The organism is Burkholderia sp. HI2761, from assembly GCF_002223355.1.
Classification (GTDB): Bacteria; Pseudomonadota; Gammaproteobacteria; order Burkholderiales; family Burkholderiaceae; genus Burkholderia.
The window spans coordinates 856143-878210 of record NZ_NKFN01000004.1; the positions used below are offsets into that span (position 1 = coordinate 856143).

The following is a 22068-nucleotide window of genomic DNA, read 5'->3' on the forward strand; positions in this document are numbered from 1 at the left end:
TGAACCGCATCTTGCCATATCGGGGCCGTAGCACAAACGGCGAAAACATGTTTCTGCAACATGTTGCATAAACGAGGTCGGCGGGCTACCATCCGTGCAACTTGTTGCATAAAAAATGGAGACGCCCGATGACATCCCGTTATCCGCATTTGACGACCCCGCTCGAACTCGGCTTCACGTCGCTCAGGAACCGCGTGTTGATGGGGTCGATGCATGTCGGCCTCGAGGAAGCGCCGAACGGCTTCGAGCGGATGGCCGCGTTCTATGCGGAGCGTGCGCGAGGCGAGGCCGGCCTGATCGTCACGGGCGGCTTCGCGCCGAACGAGCGCGGCCGTCCGGCGCCGGGCGGCGCGATGCTGACGACCGAAGCGGAAGCCGAACGTCATCGCGTCGTGACGCGTGCGGTGCATGCGGAGGGCGGCAGGATCGCGTTGCAGATCCTGCATTTCGGACGCTATGCGTATCACCCGGCGCTTGCGGCGCCGAGCGCGCTGAAGGCGCCGATCAACCCGTTCACGCCGCACGCGTTGAGTAGCGACGAGGTCGACGAGACGATCGCCGATTTCGTGCGATGCGCGGCGCTCGCGCAGTACGCCGGCTACGACGGGGTCGAGATCATGGGCTCCGAAGGCTACCTGATCAACGAATTCATCGCCGCGCGCACGAACCATCGCGACGATGCGTGGGGCGGCGCGTACGACAACCGCATCCGCTTCGCGGTCGAGATCGTGCGGCGCGTGCGCGAGCGCGTCGGCGCGAACTTCATCGTCATCTACCGGCTGTCGATGCTCGATCTCGTCGAAGGCGGCTCGACGCTCGACGAGGTGATCCGGCTCGCGCAGGCGATCGAGGCGGCCGGCGCGACGATCCTCAACACCGGCATCGGCTGGCACGAGGCGCGCATCCCGACCATCGCGACCAAGGTGCCGCGCGCCGCATACGCTTGGGTGACGCGGCAACTGATGGGCAAGGTCGGCATTCCGCTCGTCGCGACCAACCGGATCAATACGCCGGAAGTCGCCGAGCAACTGCTCGCCGACGGCTATTGCGACATGGTGTCGATGGCGCGACCGTTCCTCGCCGATGCCGAGTTCGTCCGCAAGGCGCGGGAAGGGCGCGCGGACGAAATCAACACGTGCATCGGCTGCAACCAGGCGTGCCTCGACCATACGTTCAGCGGCAGGATCACGTCGTGCCTCGTGAATCCGCGTGCGTGCCATGAAACCGAGCTCGTGATCCAACCCGCGCCGCGGCGCAAGCGGATCGCGGTGGTCGGTGCCGGGCCGGCGGGCCTCGGCTTCGCGGTCACGGCGGCCGAGCGCGGTCACGCGGTCACGCTGTACGAAGCCGGCGCCGAGATCGGCGGCCAGTTCAACATCGCGAAGAAGGTGCCCGGCAAGGAGGAGTTCAACGAAACGCTGCGCTATTTCCGCCGGCAGATCGAACTGCGCGGCATCGCGCTGCACGTCGATACGCGTGCGACCGTCGAGATGCTGTTGCAGGGCGAATTCGACGAAGTGGTGATCGCGACGGGCATCGTGCCGCGCACGCCGCCGATCGACGGCATCGGGCATCCGAAGACGCTCGGCTATCTCGACGTGCTGCGCGACGACAAGGCCGTCGGCCGCCGCGTCGCGGTCGTCGGCGCGGGCGGCATCGGTTTCGACGTCGCCGAGTATCTCGTTCGTCGCGACGGCGCCGAGCGTGTCGATGCGGATCGGTTCTTCAGCGAATGGGGTGTCGACCGGTCGTATGCGAATGCCGGCGGGCTCGGCCGCGCGCGGCCCGAACCGGCGGCGCGGCACGTGCATCTGCTGCAACGCAAGGCGTCGAAGGTCGGCGACGGGCTCGGCAAGACCACCGGATGGATTCACCGCACGGCGCTGAAGGCGCGCGGCGTCGGGATGTCGTCGGCGGTCACGTACCGGCGCATCGACGACGACGGCTTGCACGTGACGATCGACGGCGTCGAGCAGACGCTGCCGGTGGACAACGTGGTGATCTGCGCGGGGCAGGAGCCGTCGCGCGAGCTGGCGGAGCAACTGCAGGCCGCCGGATGCCGCGTGCATTTGATCGGCGGTGCATACGAGGCCGCCGAACTCGATGCGAAGCGTGCGATTCACCAGGGCACGACGCTGGCCGCGACCCTTTGATACCGATTCGTTTCCGTTCCATTCAACCACGATGCTGGAGACTTCGATGACACACTCCCCGCTGCCTCTTCATCCCGCTGTCGCGAAATCGCTCGATGCATGGCATGAGATGGTCGAGCGCAAGGATTTCGGCGCGCTGGAATCGATCGTCCATCCGGACGCCGTGTTCCGTTCGCCGATGGCGTTCAGGCCGTACGGGCCGGCGCCCGCGCTGCTGATGGCGCTGCGCACGGTGATCACGATTCTCGAGAATTTCACGTATCACCGCCAGTTCGTGACCGACGACGGCAAGAGCGTCGTGCTGGAGTTCGGCGCGACCGTCGATGACAAGGCGCTGAAGGGGATCGACATGATCCGCTTCGACGACGACGGTCGGATCGTCGAGTTCGAGGTCATGATCCGGCCGTTCAATGCGCTTCAGGCGCTCGGCGCGGAAATGGGCGCGCGGCTCGGGCAGCAGTTGCCGGCGTTCAAGACCGGCGGTTGAGCGGCGCGGCGGTTGCCGCGAGGCCGGGTCAGTTCGTCGCGTACGTGTGCGTGTTCGGGTTGCGTCGCATGGCCGTCGAGCGCTTTGCGCGACTCGAAGCCGGCGACGAGGATCAGGTCGCACGCGCAATCGATCGCGCTGAAATCCGCGCCGACCTCGAGTTGCGTCATGCCCGGAATCCGGCCGCGCGGGCTTTCGAAAACCTTCTTGACACCGGCGCACGCTTTCGCGCGCTCGCGATCGGTTGCGCCTGCAACCTTCCCCATCACGACGTGCCGGATCACACGGCCCGCTGCGCGCGATTCAGCACGAAGTCGTAGTCGAGCGTGTAGAACGGCGTGTCCATCCGCGAACCGTCGGGCGCGATGCCGGGCGCATGCCGGACCCAGTCGGCGACGAGCGTCGAACGCACGCCGAAGACCGCATCGGAGTCGAGGTAGCGGTCGCCGTCGCGGAACACGTGCGTGATCAGCGTTTCGTAGCCGGGCGCTTCGATCATGAAATGCAGGTGGGCGGGGCGCCACGGATGCCGGCCGAGCGCATCGAGCATCGCGCCGACGGGGCCGTCGTGCGGAATCGGATACGGCTCGGCGAGGATCGAGCGGAACGCATAGCGGCCGTCGGCGTCGCTGCGCAGCCGGCCGCGCGCGCGATGCGTGACCGAACCGTCGTCGTCCGGCAACTGCACGTCGTAGTGGCCGTCCTCGTCGGCTTGCCACACTTCCAGCGACGCATGCGCGACCGGCGTACCGTCGATGCCGCGTACATGGCCCGACACGAAGCACGGCTCGCCGCATGCGCCGTTCGCGATGTCGTCGAACATCCCGAATTCGGGGCTGCCGTCGACGTAGAACGGCCCGAACACGGTCGCCTCCGTGCAACCGGCCGGCTTTCCATGGTTCTGCGCGGTCACGAGCGTCGACAGCCCGAGCACGTCGGACAGCAGGATGAATTCCTGGCGCTTGTCGTCGGTGATGTGGCCGACGGCCGTCAGGAAGCCGATCGCGGCTTGCCACTCGGCCTCGGTGAGCTTCGTTTCGCGGGCGAACGAATGCAGGTGTTGGACAAGGCTCGTCATCACGGCGTGCAACCGCTCGTCGCGGCAGCCGGAGAGCGACGCGATCACGGCCTGCGTGATGGTGTCTTCGTCGAGATTGCGCATGGGGGGTGTCTCCTGATGTCGTTCGATGGCGCGTTGACGTAACATTAATTCCTCCTCGAATCGTAAAAAAGTAGGTTTGGAGGAGTTTTGTTCTCCGCCAGGTGGAAGAATCGAACGCATGGACAAGTGGGCGCAGATCGAGTTTTTCGTACAGGTGGCGGAACTCGGCAGCCTGTCGAAGGCCGCCGAGCGGCTCGGCATGTCGAGCGCGGCGGCGAGCCGCTGCCTGAACGCGCTGGAAGAGCGGCTGGGCGCGCGGCTCGTCGAGCGGACCACGCGCCGGCTGTGGCTGACCGACGCCGGACACGAGTACCACCGGCGTTGCGTCGCGATCCTGACGGAGCTGTCGGAAGCCGACGCGGCCGTCAACGAAGCGAGCGTCAATCCGGCCGGCACGCTGCGCGTGACCGCGTCGGTGTCGTTCGCATCGATCTACATCGCGCCCGCATTGCCCGAGTTTCATCGGCGCTACCCGAACCTGAACGTGCAGATCGTCGCGGCGAACCGCTACCCGGATTTCATCGAGGCCGGCATCGACGTGGCGATCCGCACGCGCGAACACGAAGCGGATTCGGGCATCACCGTGCGCAAGCTCGCCGAGACGCGGCGCGTGCTGGCTGCGTCGCCCGGGTATCTGGCGAAGCACGGCACACCGACCACGCCCGACGTGCTGGGCGATCACCGGCTGCTGGTCTACAACCTCGCGAACGACCCGTACGTGCTGCATTTCCGCCACGGGGCGAAGAAGCAGTCGGTCACGATCAAGAGCGTGCTCGATGCGAACGAAGGGCAGGTGATCCGCGCCGCGGCGCTCGCGGGGCTCGGCATCCTGATCCAGCCGCTTTACATCGTTCACGACGATATCGTCGCGGGGAAGCTGGTGCCGGTGCTGACCGACTGGCAACTGCCGGCGCTCACCGTCAACATCGCGTACCAGAGCCGACGACACCAGCCGGCGAAGATCCGCGTCTTCACCGAGTTCCTGATCGAGCGTTTCGAGCGGCTCGGGCTCGCGCGCAAATGGAAGGAGGTCGGCCGCTGAGTAACGGCCGGCGCTGCGTCGTCGCGCATTTCCCCGTGTAACGGAGAACCGTTCCTGAAGCCGTTCACGAACGATACGCAGGACGGCGTGACGGTCGGAGCAGGCGGCTTTGGCGGGCAAACGGTCGTGATCGGTCGCGCAGTTGCGCGACATGTGGGGGCTGGCGTCGGGCGCGGTCATGAGGTACCGGCACGCATTCGCGGTGCGCAACGGGCCGCAGGGCGACTAGCTGGGGTGGGGGGGCAGTTCTGTTTCCGGGTATGGATGCGCGGGGCGAGAACCAACCCAAGCTGTCAAAACCCTGACGGATTAAATTGATATATTGTATCATCTGACGTTTTCGTCGCCGGCCGGCCGGGGTGCCTGGGTCGGCCGCGTGCGACGCCACCTACGAAGATCGATACGACGTGACGAGAACCGGACACACCCCGGCGCGCGGGGAGCGGCGCCATGCCGCGACGCGTCGGAACACGAGCGCCTGGCACGCACGCGCGGCACGCAGTTGCACGACCTTGCTGGGCTGCGCGATGGCCACCACCGGTGCATTGGCCGCCGAAGCTGCCGCACCGGCGCCGGACGACCGGCACGCGCTGCCGGCGATCAACGTCACCGCTTCGCCCGCACCTGCCGATCCGCTGACGCAACCGCTCGAAACGGGCTCGCGGCTCGGGCTCGCCAGCCTCGACACGCCCGCGAGCGTCGAAACCGTCACGGCCGACACGATCGAGGCGCGCGGCGATCGCACGGTGCTCGATGCGGTCACGCGTACGGCCGGCTTGTCGAGCGCGATCGCGCCGGGCACCGGCGGCACCGCGTTGAGCGTGCGCGGCTTCAGCGGGCAGGAATCGGTGATGACGCTGCTCGACGGCGTGCGGCTGATGCCGGCGGCCGGCACGATCACGTTTCCGTTCGACACGTGGTCGGTCGCGCGCATCGAGGTGCTGCGCGGCCCGGCATCGGTGCTGTACGGCGAAGGCGCGATCGGCGGTGTCGTGAACGTGGTGCCGAAGCGGCCGCAGCGCACGCGCGAGACGACGCTGCAGGTTGGCGTCGGCCCCGACGGCGCGAAGCGCTTCGCGTTCGATACGACGGGCGCGCTCGGTCCGCGGCTGTCGTATCGCTTCTACGCGAGCGATGCGCGCGCGAACGGTCTCGCCGAGCGGGCCGATACGCATATGACGGCCGTCGGCGGCGCGCTGACGTTCGACGCGAGCCCGCAGCTCACGCTGACGCTCGACTACGACTACGGGCGGCAGATGCCCGCGACGTACTATGGCGTGCCCGCGCCGAACGGCGTGCTCGATCCGTCGCTGCGCAAGCTGAACTACACCGTCGGCGATGCGACGATTTCGTACTACGACCAGTGGACGCGCTTGTCCGCCCGCTACCGCCCCGCGGCCGGCGTGACGATCGACAATCAGCTCTACTACCTGACGTCGAACCGCCACTGGCGCAACGCCGAGTCGTATGTGCTCGACCCTGTAACGGGGCGCGTCACGCGCGGCGACTATCTCGACATCGGCCACCACCAGCGGCAGATCGGTGACCGATTGAGCGCGCGTTTCGACGGGATGCTGTTCGGTCGCGCGAACCGTCTCGCCGCCGGCACGGAATTCAGCCAGATCACGTTCAGCGGCATCAACAATTCGCCGTACGGCGGCGAAACGACCGTGCCGGCGCACGGCTTCGATCCCGGTGTCTTCACGAGCCCCGACCCGACCGTCCCGCAGTTCGGCACGCGCGCGCGGCAGGCGGCAGTATTCGCGGAGAATCGGCTCGAGGTGCTGCCGCGGCTCGCGTGGGTGAGCGGTCTGCGCTACGACCACATCGCGTTCAGCCGCGAGCAGGCGGCGACCGGCACGGGCTTCGACAAGCGGTTCGCGAACGTCGGCTGGCGCACCGGTTTCGTATTCGACATCGCGCCGACGTTCAGCGCGTATGCGCAGTACACGACGGGGGCGGAGGGCGTCGGCTCGCTCGTGACGCTGTCCGCGTCGCAGATGAACTATCGGCTCGCGACCGGCGAACAGTGGGAAGCCGGGCTCAAGCAGACGCTGCTCGACGGTCGCGCGTACTGGACGTTCGCGATGTACGACATCACGAAACGCAACCTGCTCAGCGCCGATCCGTTCAATCCGGCGCTGCGCCAGCAGGTCGGCCGGCAGTCGTCGCGCGGCGTCGAGCTGACCGGCGGCGCACGGCTGCCGCACGGCTGGACGATCGATGCGAACGTCGCGCTGCTGCGTGCGCGCTACGACGCATTCAACCAGACGGCCGGCGGCGCGACGGTGTCGCGGGCCGGCAACGTGCCGTCCGGCGTGCCGCGGCAGACTGCGAACCTGTGGCTCGGCTGGGCGTTCGCCGAGCACTGGCACGCGAATGCGGGCGTGCGTTACGTCGGCGCGACCTACGGCGACGACGCGAATCGCGTGCAGGTGCCGTCGTATACGGTGTTCGATGCGTCGCTGCGCTGGCAGCCGACATCGCGCACCGAGCTCGCACTGTATCTGCGCAATCTCGCGAACCGCACATACGCGGTGACGACGTCGAACGGCGGCGAGCAATGGCTGCTCGGTCCATCGCGCTCGGCGGAGCTCGTCGCGACGATGCGCTTCTAGGGCGGTACGACATGCGTCCGGTTACACACATGCTCGACATCGAACGCGTGAGCTGGTCTCCCGGCGGCGCGGTCGACGTGCTCGATTCGGTGACGCTGACGGTGGCCGAAGGCGAATTCGTCGGTCTGGTCGGACCGAACGGCAGCGGCAAGACGAGCCTGCTGCGCTGCGTGTTCCGTTACGCGCGCCCCGACGCGGGCCGCGTCGCGCTCGACGCGCAGGACGTGTGGCGGATGCGGCCGCGTGCGCTCGCGCAGCGCATCGCGGTGCTGCAGCAGGAAACGCCGGACGATTTCGGGCTGACGGTCGAGGAACTGGTCGGCATGGGCCGCACGCCGCACAAGCGGCCGTTCGATGCGGAGTCGGCCGACGATCGCCGGATCGTCGAATCCGCGCTGCACGATGTCGGTCTCGTCGAGCGTCGTGCGCAACGCTTCGCGTCGCTGTCGGGCGGCGAGAAACAGCGCGCGCTGCTGGCCCGCGCGCTCGCGCAGCAGCCCGAATTGCTGTTGCTCGATGAACCGACCAACCATCTCGATCTGCGTCACCAGCTCGAACTGCTCGCGCGCGTGCGCCGCCTCGGCATCGCGACGCTCGCGACGATTCATGACCTCAATCTCGCGGCCGCGTATTGCGACCGGATCCATGTGCTCGCACATGGCCGTGTCGTCGCGTCCGGCGTGCCGGACGACGTGCTCACCGAAGCGCTGCTGCGCGACGTGTTCGGCGTCGCCGCGCTCGTCGATCGCCATCCCGTCACGGGCCGCCCGCGCATCACGCCGCTTCATCCGGAATGACCGCCATGCCGTTTCCTGTCTTGTCCTCCGTTTTGTCCTCCATTTCCCGCCGGCTGCTCGCCGCTGCCGTGCTCGCCGGTGCGGCCGTTCACGCGGGGGCTCATCCCGTCACCGTGCGCAGTTGCGATCGCGACGTGACGTTCGAGCGGGCGCCGACGCGCGCGGTGAGCAACGACGTGAACCTCACTGAGATGATGCTCGTGCTCGGCCTGAAGGACCGGCTCGTCGGCTATACGGGCATCGGCGGCTGGAAGACGGGCACCGCGCGCGTGCGCGACGCATTGCGCGGCGTGCCCGAACTGGCGAGCCAGTATCCGTCGCTGGAAGTGCTGGCCGCCGCGCGCGCCGACTTCTATCTGGCGGGCTGGAACTACGGGATGCATGTCGGCGGGCCGGTGACGCCGGCGACGCTCGCACCGTTCGGCATCCTCACGTACGAACTGACCGAATCGTGTTCGCACGTGATGAAGCAGTCGGCCGCATCGTTCGACGACGTGTTCCGCGACCTGAACAATCTCGGCCGGATCTTCGGCGTCGAGGCGCGCGCCGCGCAGGTCGTCGCCGGGATGCGTGCGCGGCTCGCGGCGGTGTCGCGCGCGATCGGTCGCCCGGCGCCGCTGCGCGTGTTCGTGTACGACAGCGGCACCGACAAGCCGATGACGGCGGGCGGGCTCGCGATGCCGACCGCGTTGCTCGCGGCGGCGGGCGCGCGCAACGTGATGGACGACCTGCCGCGCAGCTGGACGCAGGTGAGTTGGGAAAGCGTGGTCGCGCGCGATCCGCAGGTGATCGTGATCGTCGACTATTCGGCGATCACGGCCGCGCAGAAGCGGCAGTTCCTGTCGAGCCAGCCGGCGCTCGCGCGCGTGGCCGCGATCCGCGACCGGCGCTTCGTCGTGATTCCGTACGATGCCGCGACGCCGGGCCCGGAGAACGTCGCGGCGGTCGAGACGCTCGCCCGTGCGCTGTATCCGGCCGCATTTTCCGGAGCGGCACGATGAGCGTGCGCGGGCCGGCGGCCCGGCCCGGCATGCGCGTGGTGGTGCCGGTGCTGGCCGTGCTGCTGATCGTGTCGATCGTCGTGTCGGCCGCGTTCGGTCCCGCGCCGATCGCGATGCCGGCCGCGGTGCGGATCGTCGCCGCGCACGTCGCGTCCGCGTTTGGCGGCGCCGATGCGTTCGCGGCGGCCGCGGGCGACGACAGCATCGTCTGGCTGATCCGGATGCCGCGTGCGCTGCTGGCCGCGATCGTCGGCGCGACGCTGGCGGCGGTCGGCGTCGCGTTGCAGGCGGCGACCGCGAACCGCCTGGCCGATCCGCACCTGCTCGGCGTGAGCGCGGGCGCGATGCTCGGCGCGATCGCGGTCACGGTGGTGGCCGGCGCGGCGTTCGGCCCGTTCACCTTGTCGGCCGCCGCTTTCGCGGGGGCGCTCGCGGCCACCGCCTGCGTGATCGCGCTCGCTTATCGCAGCGGCCGGCTCGAATCGGACCGGCTGCTGCTCGCGGGCGTATCGGTGTCGTTCATGATGGCCGCGTTCGGCAACCTGCTGCTGTACCTCGGCGATCAACGCGCCGCGTCGTCGGTGCTGTTCTGGATGCTCGGCGGGGTCGGGCTCGCGCGCTGGGACCTGCTGCCGGTGCCGGCCGTGTGCGCGGTGCTCGCCGGCGGTGCGCTCTATGCGCGTCGGCGCGAACTGAATGCGCTGATGTCGGGCGATGTCGCCGCCGCGTCGCTCGGCGTGCCGAGCGCGCGGATGCGGCGCGAGGTGTTCGTCGTCGCGTCGTTCGCGACGGGCGCGATGGTCGCGGTGAGTGGCGCGATCGGCTTCGTCGGGCTCGTGACGCCGCATCTGTGCCGTCGCTTCGTCGGGGCCGAGCACGGTCGGCTGCTGCCGGTCGCCGCGCTGGCCGGCGCGATCCTGCTCGTGTGGGCCGATGTCGCCGCGCGCACGCTCGCGGCGCCGGAGGATCTGCCGATCGGCATCGTGACCGCACTGTTCGGCAGCCTGTTCTTCGTCGCGCTGCTGCGTCGGCGCTGAGCGAAGGCGAGGGCAGGATGGGCGCCGGCCTGTTTCATCGAAGCGGGATGGCCGTACCCGTACCGCTGCCGCGGCGCGCATCGGCGTGCGGGTTCGCGACGTCCCGCGCGACGTCGAACAGACTGTCCGGCAGCGCGCGCACGGGCAGCGTGACCACGAAGCGCGCGCCGCCGAGCGGCGAATCCTCGAGCCGCACGTCGCCGCCGTGCACCTGCGCGACGCGTCGGACGATCGCGAGCCCGAGCCCGAAGCCGCCGGTCTGCCGGTCGCGGCTCGAGTCGAGCCGCTGGAACGGCTCGAACACGCGGGCGCGCTCGGCGGGCGGAATGCCCGGCCCGTCGTCGTCGACGCTCAGCACGAGCGCACCGGACCGATCTCGCGTGGCGGCCAGCACGACCTTGTGCGACGCATAGCGTGCGCCGTTGCGGATCAGGTTCAGCAATGCGCGGGCGACGAGCTTCGGATCGCATACGTGGGTCGCGGGCGCGTCGAGCGTCGACACGTCGAGCGCGATGCCGCGATCGGCGATGTCGTCCGCGACGTTGCCGGCGACGCTGTCGATCAGCGCGTCGACGACGACTTCCATTGGCGCGAGTTCGCTCGCACCCTGTTCGAGCCGGCCGATCGTCAGCAGCTCGGTCACGAGATCGTCGAGTTCGCGCACGTCGCGCCGCAGCGCGTCGCGGCGCTCGCGCGTCCGGTCCGTCTCGTCCGGATCGGCGAGCAGCGCGAGCCCGAATTCGAGTCGGGCGAGCGGCGTTTTCAGTTCATGCGAGATGCCGTGCATCATTTCGCGCTGCTGCTTGATCGACGCCTCGATGCGCGCGGCCATGTCGTTGAACTGTTGCGACAGATCGTCAATGTTCGACTTGCCCGACAGCTTCACGCGCGTCGACAGCATCCCGGCGCCGAATGCGCGCGCGGCGTCCTGCAGCCGGCGAATGTCGCGCCAGTGATAGTGAATCCACAGCGCCACCGCGAACAGCGTCGCGAGCGCGAGCAGCAGGTACGCATAGATACGGATGTCGAGGTCCGGCGCCTCGATCGGCCGCGCATGCAGCACCGAGCCGTCCGCGAGCGGCATGTAGTAATCCTTGCCGTTGTAGCTGATCGCGATCCTGCCGGCGTCGAGATCGCGCAGCGGCGCGCCGCTCAGTTGCCCACGCGCGTCGGCCATCGACATGAAGCCGAACCCTTCGCGGCCGTGCAGCGCGAGTTCGCGCAATGCGAGCTCGCGCAATGCGAGCTCGCGCTGCGCGCCCGGATGGCGTTCGAGGTAGTCGTTCAGCACGAACGAATAGGTCGTCAGCGAGTCGCGTTGCGCCTGCGCGACGCGCTCGTAGAAGATCCGGTCGAACGACAACTGGATGAAGATGATCGACGCGCCCACGAACAGGATCACGACGAGGTACAACCGGAGCAACGGGCGCAGCATTTATTCGTCCCACGCGGAAGGGCTGAACAGGTAGCCGCGGCCCCAGATCGTCTTGATCTTGTGCGGCTCCGATGAAGCATCCTCGAAGCGGCGGCGCAGCTTCGAGATGCCGGAATCGACCGAGCGGTCGAGCCCGTCGAATTCGATCCCGCGCAGTTGCTTGAGGATGTCGTCGCGGCTCAGCACGGTGCCGGCCGCGCGCGCGAGGATCAGCAGCAGGTTGAATTCGGCTGTCTTCAGATCGACCGGCTCGCCGCGCCACGTGACGGTGCGGTTCGGCGGCGAGATCGTGAGTTCGCCGAATACGAGCGCGTCGGGCGCGGCGACGGGCGCTTCCGCGGCGGCCGGCTGCGCGCGGCGCAACAGCGCGCGGGCGCGCGCGACGAGCACGCGCGGCTCGATCGGCTTCGTCACGTAGTCGTCGGCGCCGGTCTCGAGCCCGGCGACCTGGTCGTACACGTCGACGCGCGCGGTCAGGATCAGCACGGGGACGTTGGTGAACGCGCGGATGCGTCGGCAGACTTCCATGCCGTCGAGATTCGGCAGCATCAGATCGAGTATCACGAGGGCCGGCTGGTGCTCGCGCACCGCCGCGACGGCGAGGTCGCCGCGCCGTACGACCGTCACCGCGAATTCATAGCCGTCGAGGTATTCGCGGACGAGCTGCGCAAGGCGATCGTCGTCCTCGATCAGCAGCACACGGTATTTGAGCGGAACTTCGTTCATGATCTCCTCAGGATGCACGCGCCATCTCACTCCCGGCAGACCGATGCGCGGCGCGGCACGCGAATTCTATCCGGCGGGCCGGCTGCCGGGGCAGCGGGGCGACAATCTCGAACAATCGAACACAATTGCGCACAGATTCTCCGCACATTCAGGACAGTCTCGGCGCAGGGCGGCACCTAGACTGCGGGCTTCGTCACTCATATCTCAATATTGTGCGCCCATCACTTCGCCGCTACCGCTATTGCATGCCGCTCGCCGGCCTGACCCTCGCCGCCGCCGCCCACGCGGAAAACCAGTATTCGTTGTCGCTCGGCGGCGGGTTCGCACCGCGCTATCAGGGCAGCAACCAGTATCGCGGCGTCGTGGCGCCGTCGTTTTCCGCCACGTTCGGCAATGGCTTCTTCGTCGACAGCACGCAGGGCGCCGGCTACCGGCTGAACCTGCCGCACGGTGCGTTCGTGTCGGCGGCGGTGAGCTACGACGCGGGCCGCGCGGACGAGAATCGCTTCGACCTGCCGGGCTCCGACTACCTGAAGGGGATGGGCCGGATTCCGGGCTCGGTGCTCGTGGGCGTGCGCGCCGGCGTGACGCTCTTCGATGCGGCGGAACTGAGCGTCACGATCGATACGCCCGTGACACATACGTCGCGCGGCGTGTCGGGGCACGTGGATCTTGCGGTGCCGGTGCTCAAGACGTCGCAGCACGAGATCATCGTGACGGGCACCGTGCACGCGGGCTCGGGACGCTACATGCAGACCTTTTACGGCGTGACCGACGCGCAATCGATGACGAGCCGGTTCCGGCCGTATTCGGCGAGCGGCGGGATCGACAGCGCAGCGATGGCGGTGGCGTGGAACTGGACGCTGTCGCGGCACTGGTCGGTGCTCGCGACCGGCGGCGTGACGCGGCTGCTCGGCCGCGCCGGCGACAGCCCGATCGTGCAGTCGCGTAGCAACTACTACGGCATCGCGGGCGTGACGTACAAGTTCTGAGCGGATTGCCGACGCGGGGCGGCGCGCGCAGGTGCATACGATGCGTCGGGGTGGCGCCGTCGCTGCGAGCCGCGTGCGGTAACATGCGGGCGGGTTCGGCGTCAGGCCGGGCCTGCGACGCCGGTGCGCCGAGGCGGCTCGGCCGGGTCGCGAAAGGCCGCCATTCGCCGGCCGGCTCCATCGGGAAACGGCCGGCAGCGTGCGGAACCGATCACGCATGCGATGCCCGGTCGTGCACGAATGCCGCACATGGACCGCCGGGCCGCGACAGGGAGAAACCGATGAAGAACACGATCGCGATGCTCGCTGCACTCGTTGCGAGCACAACCTTTGCAGGATGTGCCGACATGAACACGAAGCACCCCAACGCCACTGCGGGCGGCGCGGCCAGACCCCCTTTGGAGCCGGGCGCCGCGCAGGTATGCAAGGCGGATGCCGCGCCGGACGATGCGCTGGTCGGCAAGACCGAGGCGGATGCGGGCGCGCTGCTCGACGGTTGCCTGTGGCGCGTACTCGAGCGCGACGGCAAGTCGTTGCCGGGCACGATGGACTATCGGCAGGAGCGCCGCAATCTCGGCATTCGAGACGGGAAAGTGATCTGGGTGCGGCGCGGGTGAGGGAGTCGGCGCAAGGGGATGACGTACCCGTGCGTGCCGTGGCCCGGCACGCGTTGCACGGCATCGCCACGCGTGCCGGGCCGTCGATGAGGATCAGGGCGCGGGCGCTCGCATGGGTGCTGACGGTGCCGGGCGTGCTTGCCGGATGCGGGCAGCATGACGGCGATGCGTCAGCCGAGGCGCGTACCGTGTGCGTCACCGGATACAACGAGTACGCTCGCAAGCTTCACGAATTCCGGCTCGACAACGAACACCGGTCGGGATGCTTCGGCAATCCGTCGGCACGGGACGCGGGCGAGGCATTCGGCGGGGGCGGCGGGTTCGCGTGCGGCTGCAAGGTCACGCCGGGGCGGAAGGTGAAGCTGTACTGGGCATTCGCGCAGCCGCTGGACGAGATCCAGCGCGGCGTCCCGGCGGAGCACGAGACGATCGACGTGACGATTCCGCAGCCGGAATCGCCGACGTCGCGTTACCTGCGTGTGTATTTCAGGAAGAACGGCACGGCCGAACTGCAATGGGTGGACGACATGAACGCGCCCGAACTGCGGCCAACCGCGGACCAATGAGCGCCGCGATGCGCGTGCGATGGGGCGCGCGTTACTTCGAGATGTACCACAGCGCGTCCGCGCTGGCGCGTGACGGCTGAGCGGTCGCAGCCGGTGCTTGAGCCGGCGCGGGCGGCGGCGCGTTCGACGTGATGGCCGTCGGCAGCGTGGCGGGAATATTCGCGGTCGAAGGCGAGGCCGCCGCCGTTCCCGACGTCGACGGCGTATTCACGTACCACAGCGCATCGGCCGAGGCGGTGCGTTTCGCTGTCATGTTCGGCGCCGCATTCGCTGCCGTACCGGCCGACTTCTTCGAGGCCGTCGCCGTACCAGCCGCCCCCGCCGTCCCGCCCTGCGCAGTCATGCCCGCGGCCGCCGCACCGCGCTGCGCCCGCGCTTCGAACGGCCCGAGCTGGAAGATCAACGTTTGCGCGGGGCGCGTCAGAACGGCATACGGGAACTGCAGCTCCCACGACATCAGCACGCGGCCCGACGACGTTTCGGTGAAGATCGCCGGCACGTGCTTCATGTCGCTGAACTGCACGTAGATCCGCGCCCCGTCGTCGAACACCTGGGTCGGCTTGGCCTGGTCGGCGCCCGTGACCGTCCATCCGAAGTTGTACGTACCGGCCGGGCCGGCGGGGCCGCCCTGCGTCGGCGGAGGCGGCGCGGCCGGCGATATCGTGCGTGCCCGCGTGACGGGCGGCGCCGACACGCTGAGGCTCGCGAACGGGTTGTACGTCTGCGCTTGTTGCGGCGGCGTGAAGGAGGGGGGAAGGATGGGCATGGGAGTATCCGGCGAATCCGGCATGGTCCGGATTGCATCATAGACCTTGCGCGCATACGCGAGGCGCTTGTCGGGGGACGCGGAGTTGTACGCGCCGATCGCGTTCCAGTTGGGGCCGAGCTGGCGGATGTTCTGCGACAGGATCCACGCGCCGACATACGCGTTCGTGCACGCATCGAACAGGCTTTCCCGCGTGATGCCCTCGCGTGCGAGCGTCGGCAGCCACGTGCTGTTGATCTGCATCAGCCCGATGTCGACCGTGCCGTTGGTATTCGTGTTGACGGCGTTCGGATTCATCCCCGATTCGACCTGCGCGATGCCGCGCATCAGGCTGACGCTCACGTGCTGGAACGTGGCCGCGTCGTCCAGGCAGTCGGCCCGCGCGACGCCGCCGAGCGCGCACGAGAGCGCGATCGTCGAGGCAAGGGTCAGCGTGCGGCGGCTGAGCGGGCGAGTGGTATGACGCGGCATGGCAGGATGGGGCGGAATCCGGCCGCCCGGTGCAAGGAAATTACGCAGACGCGAAGTGTGCCATAGCAGGCGGCCAAATGGCTCGCGTCAAACTTTCCTTTGCATTTGCCGGCGCGTGCGCCGCGCATTTTTATCGCGCCGGATCACGGGTCGAAGCGATGCCCGAGCGGTAAAAATGGCTGGTATTTACGCGAATGCCAATGCAATGGCGGCGACGGAAACCTGACGTATTACGTCAGTCGCGCGATGAAAACCGCGATGGAGCGGACGAAAGGGAAAATCGCCCGGCAGCCATTGGCGGGGCAAAAGAAAGCGACGAAAAAAATCGGCGGCCGAAGCCGCCGCATGCGCATTGCGGATACGACCGGCCGCGCGGCGCGCAGCCTGCCGTGTCCCCGAATCGCGATCAGAAGCGGTGACGCAGCCCGAGGTTGACCATCGTCTGCGAGCTCGTGCCCGCATAACCGTACGAACCGATCGATGCCTGCGCGGCCATCGAGCCGCCGTTGCCGTCGCCGGTCTGGCCGCTCGCGTGCTGGTACGCGGCGGTCAGGTAGACGTCGGTGCGCTTCGACAGGCTGTAGTCGGCGCCGGCCGATACCTGGTGATAGGTCGCCGACGTGTCGCCGCCCGAGCGCGTGTAGCTGTAGCCGACGCCGACGAGCAGCGCATTCGTCGCCTGGTAGTTCACGAAACCTTGCCCCGTGTTGTAGTGCTCGTTCGAGCCGAATACCGAACTTGCGTCGCGGCGGTACTGCGCGTTGCTGTAGCCGAGGCCGAACGTGAACGGGCCGGCGACGTACTGGCCCGCGATACGCGCGATGCCGATCGAATGCGCGCTGGCATAGCCGCTGTTGATCGGGCCGTCGAACGTGCCGTCCGACGAGCTGGTCCAGCCGTCGCGCACGCCGTTCGACGCGGGGCCGTTGGTCGCGTGGAAGTAGCCGCCCGCGACGCTGAACGGCCCGTTGTTGTACGACACGGCGGCCGAGTACGACTGCGCGGCGCCGGTGCTGCCGGCGATGCCGCCGAACGAATACATCGCCGAGAACTGCAGGCCCGCATAGACGGCCGACGTGTACTTCACCGCGTTGTCGACGCGGAAGCTGTTGTCGTAGTTGTCGACGTCGCCCGGCGTCGCGAACACGCTGCCGAGGTAGTTGTCGGCGGTGATGCCCTGCACGAGATCGACGAGCGGATCATACTGGCGGCCGAACGTGAGCGTGCCGTAGCGGTCGCTCGTCAGGCCGACGAAGGCCTGCCGGCCGAAGAGGCGGCCGCCCTGGCCCTGCCGGCCGCTGCTCGGGTCGAAGCCGTTCTCCAGCTGGAACAGCGCCTTCAGCCCGCCGCCGAGATCCTCGGTGCCTTTCAGGCCCCAGCGGCTGCCGGCCAGGTTGCCCGCGCTGCTGTTGCCGAGCATCCACGCGTTGTCCTTGCCTTGCGCATGGTTCACATAGGTGATCGACGTGTCGATCACGCCATACAGCGTGACGCTCGACTGCGCATGCGCGACGGGCATCGCCGCGAACGACGCGAGCGAAATCAGCGAGAGGGTCGTGCGTTTCATTTCATCTCCTGCGCATTGGCGTGTGTTCGTGATTCGAATGGCAGGAGACTACAGAGCCGCAATAAAACGGCAAAAATGAAATTCTCCGTTGTGGCCTGATGCAGACGGGGATGTTGCTGGAAATTCACCATTGAGGGATCTGCATTATTGATAGCCGCGTATCAATGGGTTTGTCATTCCGCCGGTTTTTCATTGCATTTTGCGTATGCCGTGATAATTCGGCGGGATTTTCGGGCGAATGATCGCTATCTCAATATTGTTGTCGATCCGTTAAATCATTATTTAACGAGTTGAATTGACCGGGCTGGAGCGAGGGTGATAAACGCGTGCGGATCGCGTCCGGCAGCCGGTATCGCGACGTCGCCATCCGGTCGCTGGGTCGTCGCCCGCGCACCGAAACCGCGGTCGCCAGCTTACTTTTGTATATAATAATCATTCTCATTTACAGAATCGTTGACGCCCGCGCGCCCGGAACCCGGCCATGTCCGCTGACAAGCTGTCCCTGCATCGAGAAATCGACGCCCTCTATGCCGGCCACCACGCGTGGCTGCGCGGCTGGCTGAGCCGGAAGCTCGGTTGCGCGCACCGCGCAGCCGATCTGGCGCACGACACGTTCATGCGCCTGCTCGCCCGCGACGAGCCGATCGGCGCCGACGAGCCGCGCGCGTTCCTGACGACGGTGGCCCAGCGCGTGCTGAGCAACCACTGGCGGCGCGAGCAGATCGAGCGCGCGTATCTCGACGTGCTCGCGCAGCGCCCCGAAGCGGTTGCGCCGTCGCCGGAAGAGCGGGCCGTCGTCGTCGAGACGCTGCTCGACATCGACCGGCTGCTCGACGGCTTGCCGCTCGCGGCGAAGCGCGCGTTCCTGCTCGCGCAGCTCGACGGGCTCACGCAAGCCGAGATCGCCCGCGAACTCGGCGTGTCGCTCGCGACGGTGAAGCGCTATCTCGTGAAGGCCGGCACGCAGTGTTTCTTCGCGATGGCGGCCTGACCGATGGCCGCCCCGGGAGCGCCGGCGGTGCCGCCGCACGTTGCACGTCGCGCGGTCGAATGGTGGGTCGACCGGCAATCCGGCCGGACCGACGACGCGTTCGTCGCCGCGCTCGCGCGCTGGCGCGCGGAAGATTCGGCGCACGACGCGGCGTGGCGTCACATCGAAGCGATGCAGGGCAGGTTCGGCCGACTGGCGGCGGGGCTCGACGCACAGGCCGCGCAGGCGGCGCTGCTGCCGAAGCGGGCAGGCCGCCGCGCGGCCGTGAAGGCGCTGGCCGTGCTGCTGTTCGCGGGCGGCGCCGCATGGATGGCCGAGCCCGCGCGGCGCGCGGCGGTCTGGCCGGCCGACCTGCGCACCGTGGTCGGCGAGCGGCGCACGGTGACGCTCGCGGATCGCACGGTCGTCGTGCTCGATTCCGACACGGCGCTCGACGTGCGCTTCGACGACGCGGCGCGGCGCCTGCATCTGCTGCGCGGCACGATCATGGTCACCAGCGGTCACGACGACCGTGCGCCCGCGCGGCCGCTCGTGGTCGCGACCGCGCAGGGCGAGTTGCGGCCGCTCGGCACGCGCTTCGCGGTGCGGCAGCGCGACGGTGCGACGCGCTGCGAGGTGTTTGCCGGCGCCGTACAGGTGCAGCCGGTCGATGCGTCGGCCGGCACGCGCGTGATCGCGGCCGGAGAGGGCGCGGATTTCTCGCGCGATACGATCGGGGCGCCGGCGCCGCTCGATCCATACGCATCCGCGTGGACGAGCGGCATGCTCGTCGCGTCGCGCATGCGGCTGGCCGATCTCGTCGCCGAGCTCGACCGCTATCGGCGCGGCAGCCTGCGCTGCGATCCGGCCGTGGCCGATCTGCGCGTGTCGGGCACCTATCCGCTCGACGATCCCGCGCGCGTGCTCGATACGCTGACGGCGATGCTGCCGATCGACGTCCACTACCTGACGCGTTACTGGGCGACCGTCGTGCCGGCCCGTTCGTGAGCGCGTCGAAAATTTTTTCGCCGACTTGAGCTGTTTCCCGATGTTCGCGTGACATGGGTAGTGAAAGCAGCACTGGCCCATCGTCCACCGACTCCCCGATCATGGCTTCCATCCGTCTCACGCATCGGCGCCGTCCGGCGCCCGCCCGTCATCTGCCGCGCGGGTCGCGCCCGGCCGCGCCGGGCCGTCTTGCCCGCCGGCTCGCCGGCGCCGTCCTGTTGTCGGCATTGCTGCCGTTGCCCGCGCTGGCCGATACCGACGCCGATGCGGCGCCCGCCGCGCAGCGCGCGTCGCGTCGTGCGTTCGACGTTCCGGCCGGCCCGCTCGAAGCGGCGCTGAACCGGTTCGGCCGCGACGCGGGGATCCTGCTCGCGTTCCCGGCCGAGCTGACGGCGGGCCTGACGAGCGGCGGCGTGCACGGCCGGTTCGACGTCGACGGCGGGTTCGACCGCCTGCTGGCCGGCACGGGGCTCGTCGCGCTGCGCCAGCCGGGCGGCGGCTACACGCTGATGCGCGCCGACGGTTCGGCGGCCGCGCCCGTGGCGGCCGGCGCCGCGCCGGCCGCCGAGTTGCCGACGATCAACGTGCGGTCCAGCGCATTGCGCGCCGAAAGCTATCGCGCGCCGAAGGAGGCGGGCGTGCTGCGCTCCGACATTCCGCTGCTCGACACCGCGCAGGCCGTCAACATCGTGCCCGCGCAGGTGCTGCGCGACCAGCGGCCGCGCAATCTCGACGACGCGCTCGGCAACGTGAGCGGCATCACGCAGGGCAACACGCTCGCGGGTACGCAGGACACGATCATGAAGCGCGGCTTCGGCGGCAATCGCGACGGCTCGATCATGCAAAACGGCATGCCGCTCGTGCAGGGCCGGGCATTCAACGCGGCGACCGACAGCGTCGAGGTGCTGAAGGGGCCGACGTCGCTGCTGTACGGGCTGATGGACCCGGGCGGCGTCGTCAACGTCGTGAGCAAGCAGCCGCAGCTCACGCGCTACAACGCGATCTCGCTCGGCGCGTCGACGTTCGGGCACGGCAAGAACGGCGGCAGCGCGACCTTCGACTCGACCGGGCCGGTCGGCGATTCGCGGCTCGCGTACCGGCTGATCGTCGACCAGTCGAACGAGCAGTACTGGCGCAACTTCGGCGAGTACCGGCAGACCTTCGTCGCGCCGTCGCTCGCGTGGTACGGCCGCGATACGCAGGTCGCGGTGTCGTACCAGTACCGCAAGTTCCATGCGCCGTTCGATCGCGGCACCGCGCTCGACCCGCGCACCAACGCGCCGCTCGACATTCCCGCACGGCGGCGCATCGACGAGCCGTTCAACGACATGGACGGCGAATCGCATCTCGCGCAACTGAGCGTCGATCACCAGTTCAACGCGGACTGGAGCGCGCATTTCGGCTACAGCTACAACCGCGAGACCTACGATGCGAACCAGTTGCGCACGACCGGCGTCGATCCGGTGAACGGCACGCTGACGCGCAGCAACGATGCGACGCACGGGTCGCTCAGCACCGACAGCTACGGGATCGGCTACGTGACGGGCAAGCTGACGCTCGCGGGGATGCGGCACGACGTGCAGGTCGGCTTCGATACCGAATACCGCCGCATCTATCGCAAGGACATGCTGCGCCAGGCCGTGAAGACGCCGTTCAGCTACGTCGACCCGGTGTACGGGCTGCTGCCGCCGTCGAGCACGGTGTCCGCGAGCGACAGCGACCAGACCGACACGCTGCACGATGCGTCCGCGTTCTTCCAGGATACGGTTCACCTGACCGACAAGTGGATCGTGTCGGGCGGCATCCGCTACATCACGTACAACCAGGTCGCGGGGCGCGGCCGGCCGTTTACCGCGAACACCGATCTCAGCGGCTCGAAGTGGCTGCCGCGCGCGGGCGTCGTCTACAAGTGGACCGATGCGTTCTCGCTGTACGGCAGCTATTCGCAGTCGCTGAAACCGTCGTCGTCGATCGCGCCGATGACGGGTTACGTGATCGACGGCGCGACGCCGCCCGAGGAAGCGACCGCGTGGGAAGTGGGCGGCAAGCTCGACCTGCCGGGCGGAATGACCGGCACGCTCGCGCTCTTCAACATCGACAAGAAGAACGTGCTCGTGTCGCAGTACAACGACGCGACGAAGCTGACCGACTGGCGCACGTCGGGCAAGGCGCGCTCGCGCGGCGTCGAACTCGACGTGTCGGGCAAGATCGGCGAACGGGTGAACGTGATCGCGAGCTACGCGTACATCGACGCGAAGACGACCGAGGATCCGTTGTACGCGGGCAACCAGCTGTGGAACGTCGCACGCCACACCGCATCGCTCGCGGCCGTCTACGACTTCGGCACGGTGGCGGGCGGCGACGACCTGCGCATCGGCGCGGCCGCGCGCTACGTCGGCGCGCGCCCCGGCGATTCGGCGAACAGCTTCACGCTGCCGTCGTACGTGCTCGCGGATGCGTTCGCGACCTACGACACGCGGATCGGCAAGCAGAAGCTGTCGTTCCAACTCAACGTGAAGAACCTGTTCAACCGCACGTACTACCCGTCGAGCGCGAACCGCTACTTCGTCGCGATCGGCGACGCGCGACAGGTGTCGCTGCTCACCACGCTGCAGTTCTGACCATGCAATCGCCGCGCGGCCGTTACGCCGGT

The 22068-nt window shown here is 68.3% G+C and carries 19 protein-coding genes; 13 read left to right on the forward strand and 6 right to left on the reverse strand.

Annotated elements, in window-relative coordinates; all coding sequences use genetic code 11:
* The first annotated feature begins 128 nt into the window (after nt 1-128).
* Together CFB46_RS10630 and CFB46_RS10635 are read left to right on the forward strand one after the other, a co-directional pair.
* Nucleotides 129-2153 (forward strand): oxidoreductase, encoded by a 2025-nt coding sequence (locus tag CFB46_RS10630; protein WP_089499966.1) that lies wholly within the window; start codon nt 129-131, stop codon nt 2151-2153.
* A gap of 46 nt (nt 2154-2199) precedes the next feature.
* Complete coding sequence (locus CFB46_RS10635) at nt 2200-2640, forward strand: nuclear transport factor 2 family protein (RefSeq protein WP_089499967.1); 441 nt, start codon at nt 2200-2202, stop codon at nt 2638-2640.
* Here the strand turns inward: CFB46_RS10635 and CFB46_RS10640 are convergent.
* Nucleotides 2571-2906 (reverse strand): Dabb family protein, encoded by a 336-nt coding sequence (locus CFB46_RS10640; protein WP_152777516.1) that lies wholly within the window; start codon nt 2904-2906, stop codon nt 2571-2573. The genes CFB46_RS10635 and CFB46_RS10640 overlap by 70 nt on opposite strands.
* Nucleotides 2907-2920: 14 nt before the next feature.
* Nucleotides 2921-3802: an intradiol ring-cleavage dioxygenase gene (locus CFB46_RS10645; protein WP_027784138.1), complete on the reverse strand. Its 882-nt coding sequence runs from the start codon at nt 3800-3802 to the stop codon at nt 2921-2923.
* Nucleotides 3803-3920: 118 nt separating this feature from the next.
* On the opposite strand from CFB46_RS10645, the gene CFB46_RS10650 reads away from it, so the two are divergent.
* The 5 genes from CFB46_RS10650 (at nt 3921) to CFB46_RS10675 (ending at nt 10297) form a co-directional block, all read left to right on the forward strand.
* Complete coding sequence (locus CFB46_RS10650; protein ID WP_027784139.1) at nt 3921-4844, forward strand: LysR family transcriptional regulator; 924 nt, start codon at nt 3921-3923, stop codon at nt 4842-4844.
* 527 nt (nt 4845-5371) lie between these two features.
* Nucleotides 5372-7462 (forward strand): TonB-dependent receptor, encoded by a 2091-nt coding sequence (locus tag CFB46_RS10660; RefSeq protein WP_089499969.1) that lies wholly within the window; start codon nt 5372-5374, stop codon nt 7460-7462.
* Nucleotides 7463-7473: 11 nt separating this feature from the next.
* Nucleotides 7474-8259 (forward strand): ABC transporter ATP-binding protein, encoded by a 786-nt coding sequence (locus tag CFB46_RS10665; RefSeq protein ID WP_027784141.1) that lies wholly within the window; start codon nt 7474-7476, stop codon nt 8257-8259.
* Nucleotides 8256-9260 (forward strand): ABC transporter substrate-binding protein, encoded by a 1005-nt coding sequence (locus tag CFB46_RS10670; RefSeq protein WP_089499970.1) that lies wholly within the window; start codon nt 8256-8258, stop codon nt 9258-9260. Before CFB46_RS10665 ends, CFB46_RS10670 begins: the two co-directional genes overlap by 4 nt.
* Nucleotides 9257-10297: a FecCD family ABC transporter permease gene (locus tag CFB46_RS10675; protein WP_027784143.1), complete on the forward strand. Its 1041-nt coding sequence runs from the start codon at nt 9257-9259 to the stop codon at nt 10295-10297. Before CFB46_RS10670 ends, CFB46_RS10675 begins: the two co-directional genes overlap by 4 nt.
* Nucleotides 10298-10331: 34 nt before the next feature.
* On the opposite strand, the gene CFB46_RS10680 is transcribed toward CFB46_RS10675, so the two are convergent.
* Together CFB46_RS10680 and CFB46_RS10685 are read right to left on the reverse strand one after the other, a co-directional pair.
* Nucleotides 10332-11732 (reverse strand): ATP-binding protein, encoded by a 1401-nt coding sequence (locus CFB46_RS10680; protein WP_089499971.1) that lies wholly within the window; start codon nt 11730-11732, stop codon nt 10332-10334.
* Entirely contained in the window at nt 11733-12458 is a 726-nt protein-coding gene (locus CFB46_RS10685; protein WP_089499972.1) for a response regulator, read from the reverse strand.
* A gap of 245 nt (nt 12459-12703) precedes the next feature.
* On the opposite strand from CFB46_RS10685, the gene CFB46_RS10690 reads away from it, so the two are divergent.
* The 3 genes from CFB46_RS10690 (at nt 12704) to CFB46_RS10700 (ending at nt 14633) form a co-directional block, all read left to right on the forward strand.
* Nucleotides 12704-13450 (forward strand): MipA/OmpV family protein, encoded by a 747-nt coding sequence (locus tag CFB46_RS10690; protein WP_027784146.1) that lies wholly within the window; start codon nt 12704-12706, stop codon nt 13448-13450.
* 281 nt (nt 13451-13731) lie between these two features.
* Entirely contained in the window at nt 13732-14067 is a 336-nt protein-coding gene (locus CFB46_RS10695) for a hypothetical protein (RefSeq protein WP_027784147.1), read from the forward strand.
* Nucleotides 14068-14153: 86 nt separating this feature from the next.
* The gene (locus tag CFB46_RS10700; RefSeq protein ID WP_034185471.1) at nt 14154-14633 is read left to right on the forward strand and encodes a DUF3304 domain-containing protein; all 480 of its coding nucleotides are present in this window, start codon (nt 14154-14156) and stop codon (nt 14631-14633) included.
* Between the two features lie 31 nt (nt 14634-14664).
* Here CFB46_RS10700 and CFB46_RS10705 read toward each other — a convergent pair whose 3' ends face one another.
* Complete coding sequence (locus CFB46_RS10705; protein WP_027784149.1) at nt 14665-15870, reverse strand: transglycosylase SLT domain-containing protein; 1206 nt, start codon at nt 15868-15870, stop codon at nt 14665-14667.
* A 406-nt stretch (nt 15871-16276) separates the two neighbouring features.
* Complete coding sequence (locus tag CFB46_RS10710) at nt 16277-17437, reverse strand: porin (RefSeq protein ID WP_027784150.1); 1161 nt, start codon at nt 17435-17437, stop codon at nt 16277-16279.
* Between the two features lie 481 nt (nt 17438-17918).
* On the opposite strand from CFB46_RS10710, the gene CFB46_RS10720 reads away from it, so the two are divergent.
* Genes CFB46_RS10720 through CFB46_RS10730 form a run of 3 tightly spaced genes read left to right on the forward strand, consistent with a single transcriptional unit; the run spans nt 17919 to nt 22036 of the window.
* Nucleotides 17919-18428, forward strand: a complete 510-nt coding sequence (locus CFB46_RS10720) for a sigma-70 family RNA polymerase sigma factor (RefSeq protein WP_027784151.1) — start codon at nt 17919-17921, stop codon at nt 18426-18428.
* 3 nt (nt 18429-18431) lie between these two features.
* Nucleotides 18432-19415 (forward strand): FecR domain-containing protein, encoded by a 984-nt coding sequence (locus tag CFB46_RS10725; RefSeq protein WP_027784152.1) that lies wholly within the window; start codon nt 18432-18434, stop codon nt 19413-19415.
* 53 nt (nt 19416-19468) lie between these two features.
* Nucleotides 19469-22036: a TonB-dependent siderophore receptor gene (locus CFB46_RS10730; RefSeq protein ID WP_027784153.1), complete on the forward strand. Its 2568-nt coding sequence runs from the start codon at nt 19469-19471 to the stop codon at nt 22034-22036.
* The last annotated feature ends 32 nt before the right edge of the window (nt 22037-22068 follow it).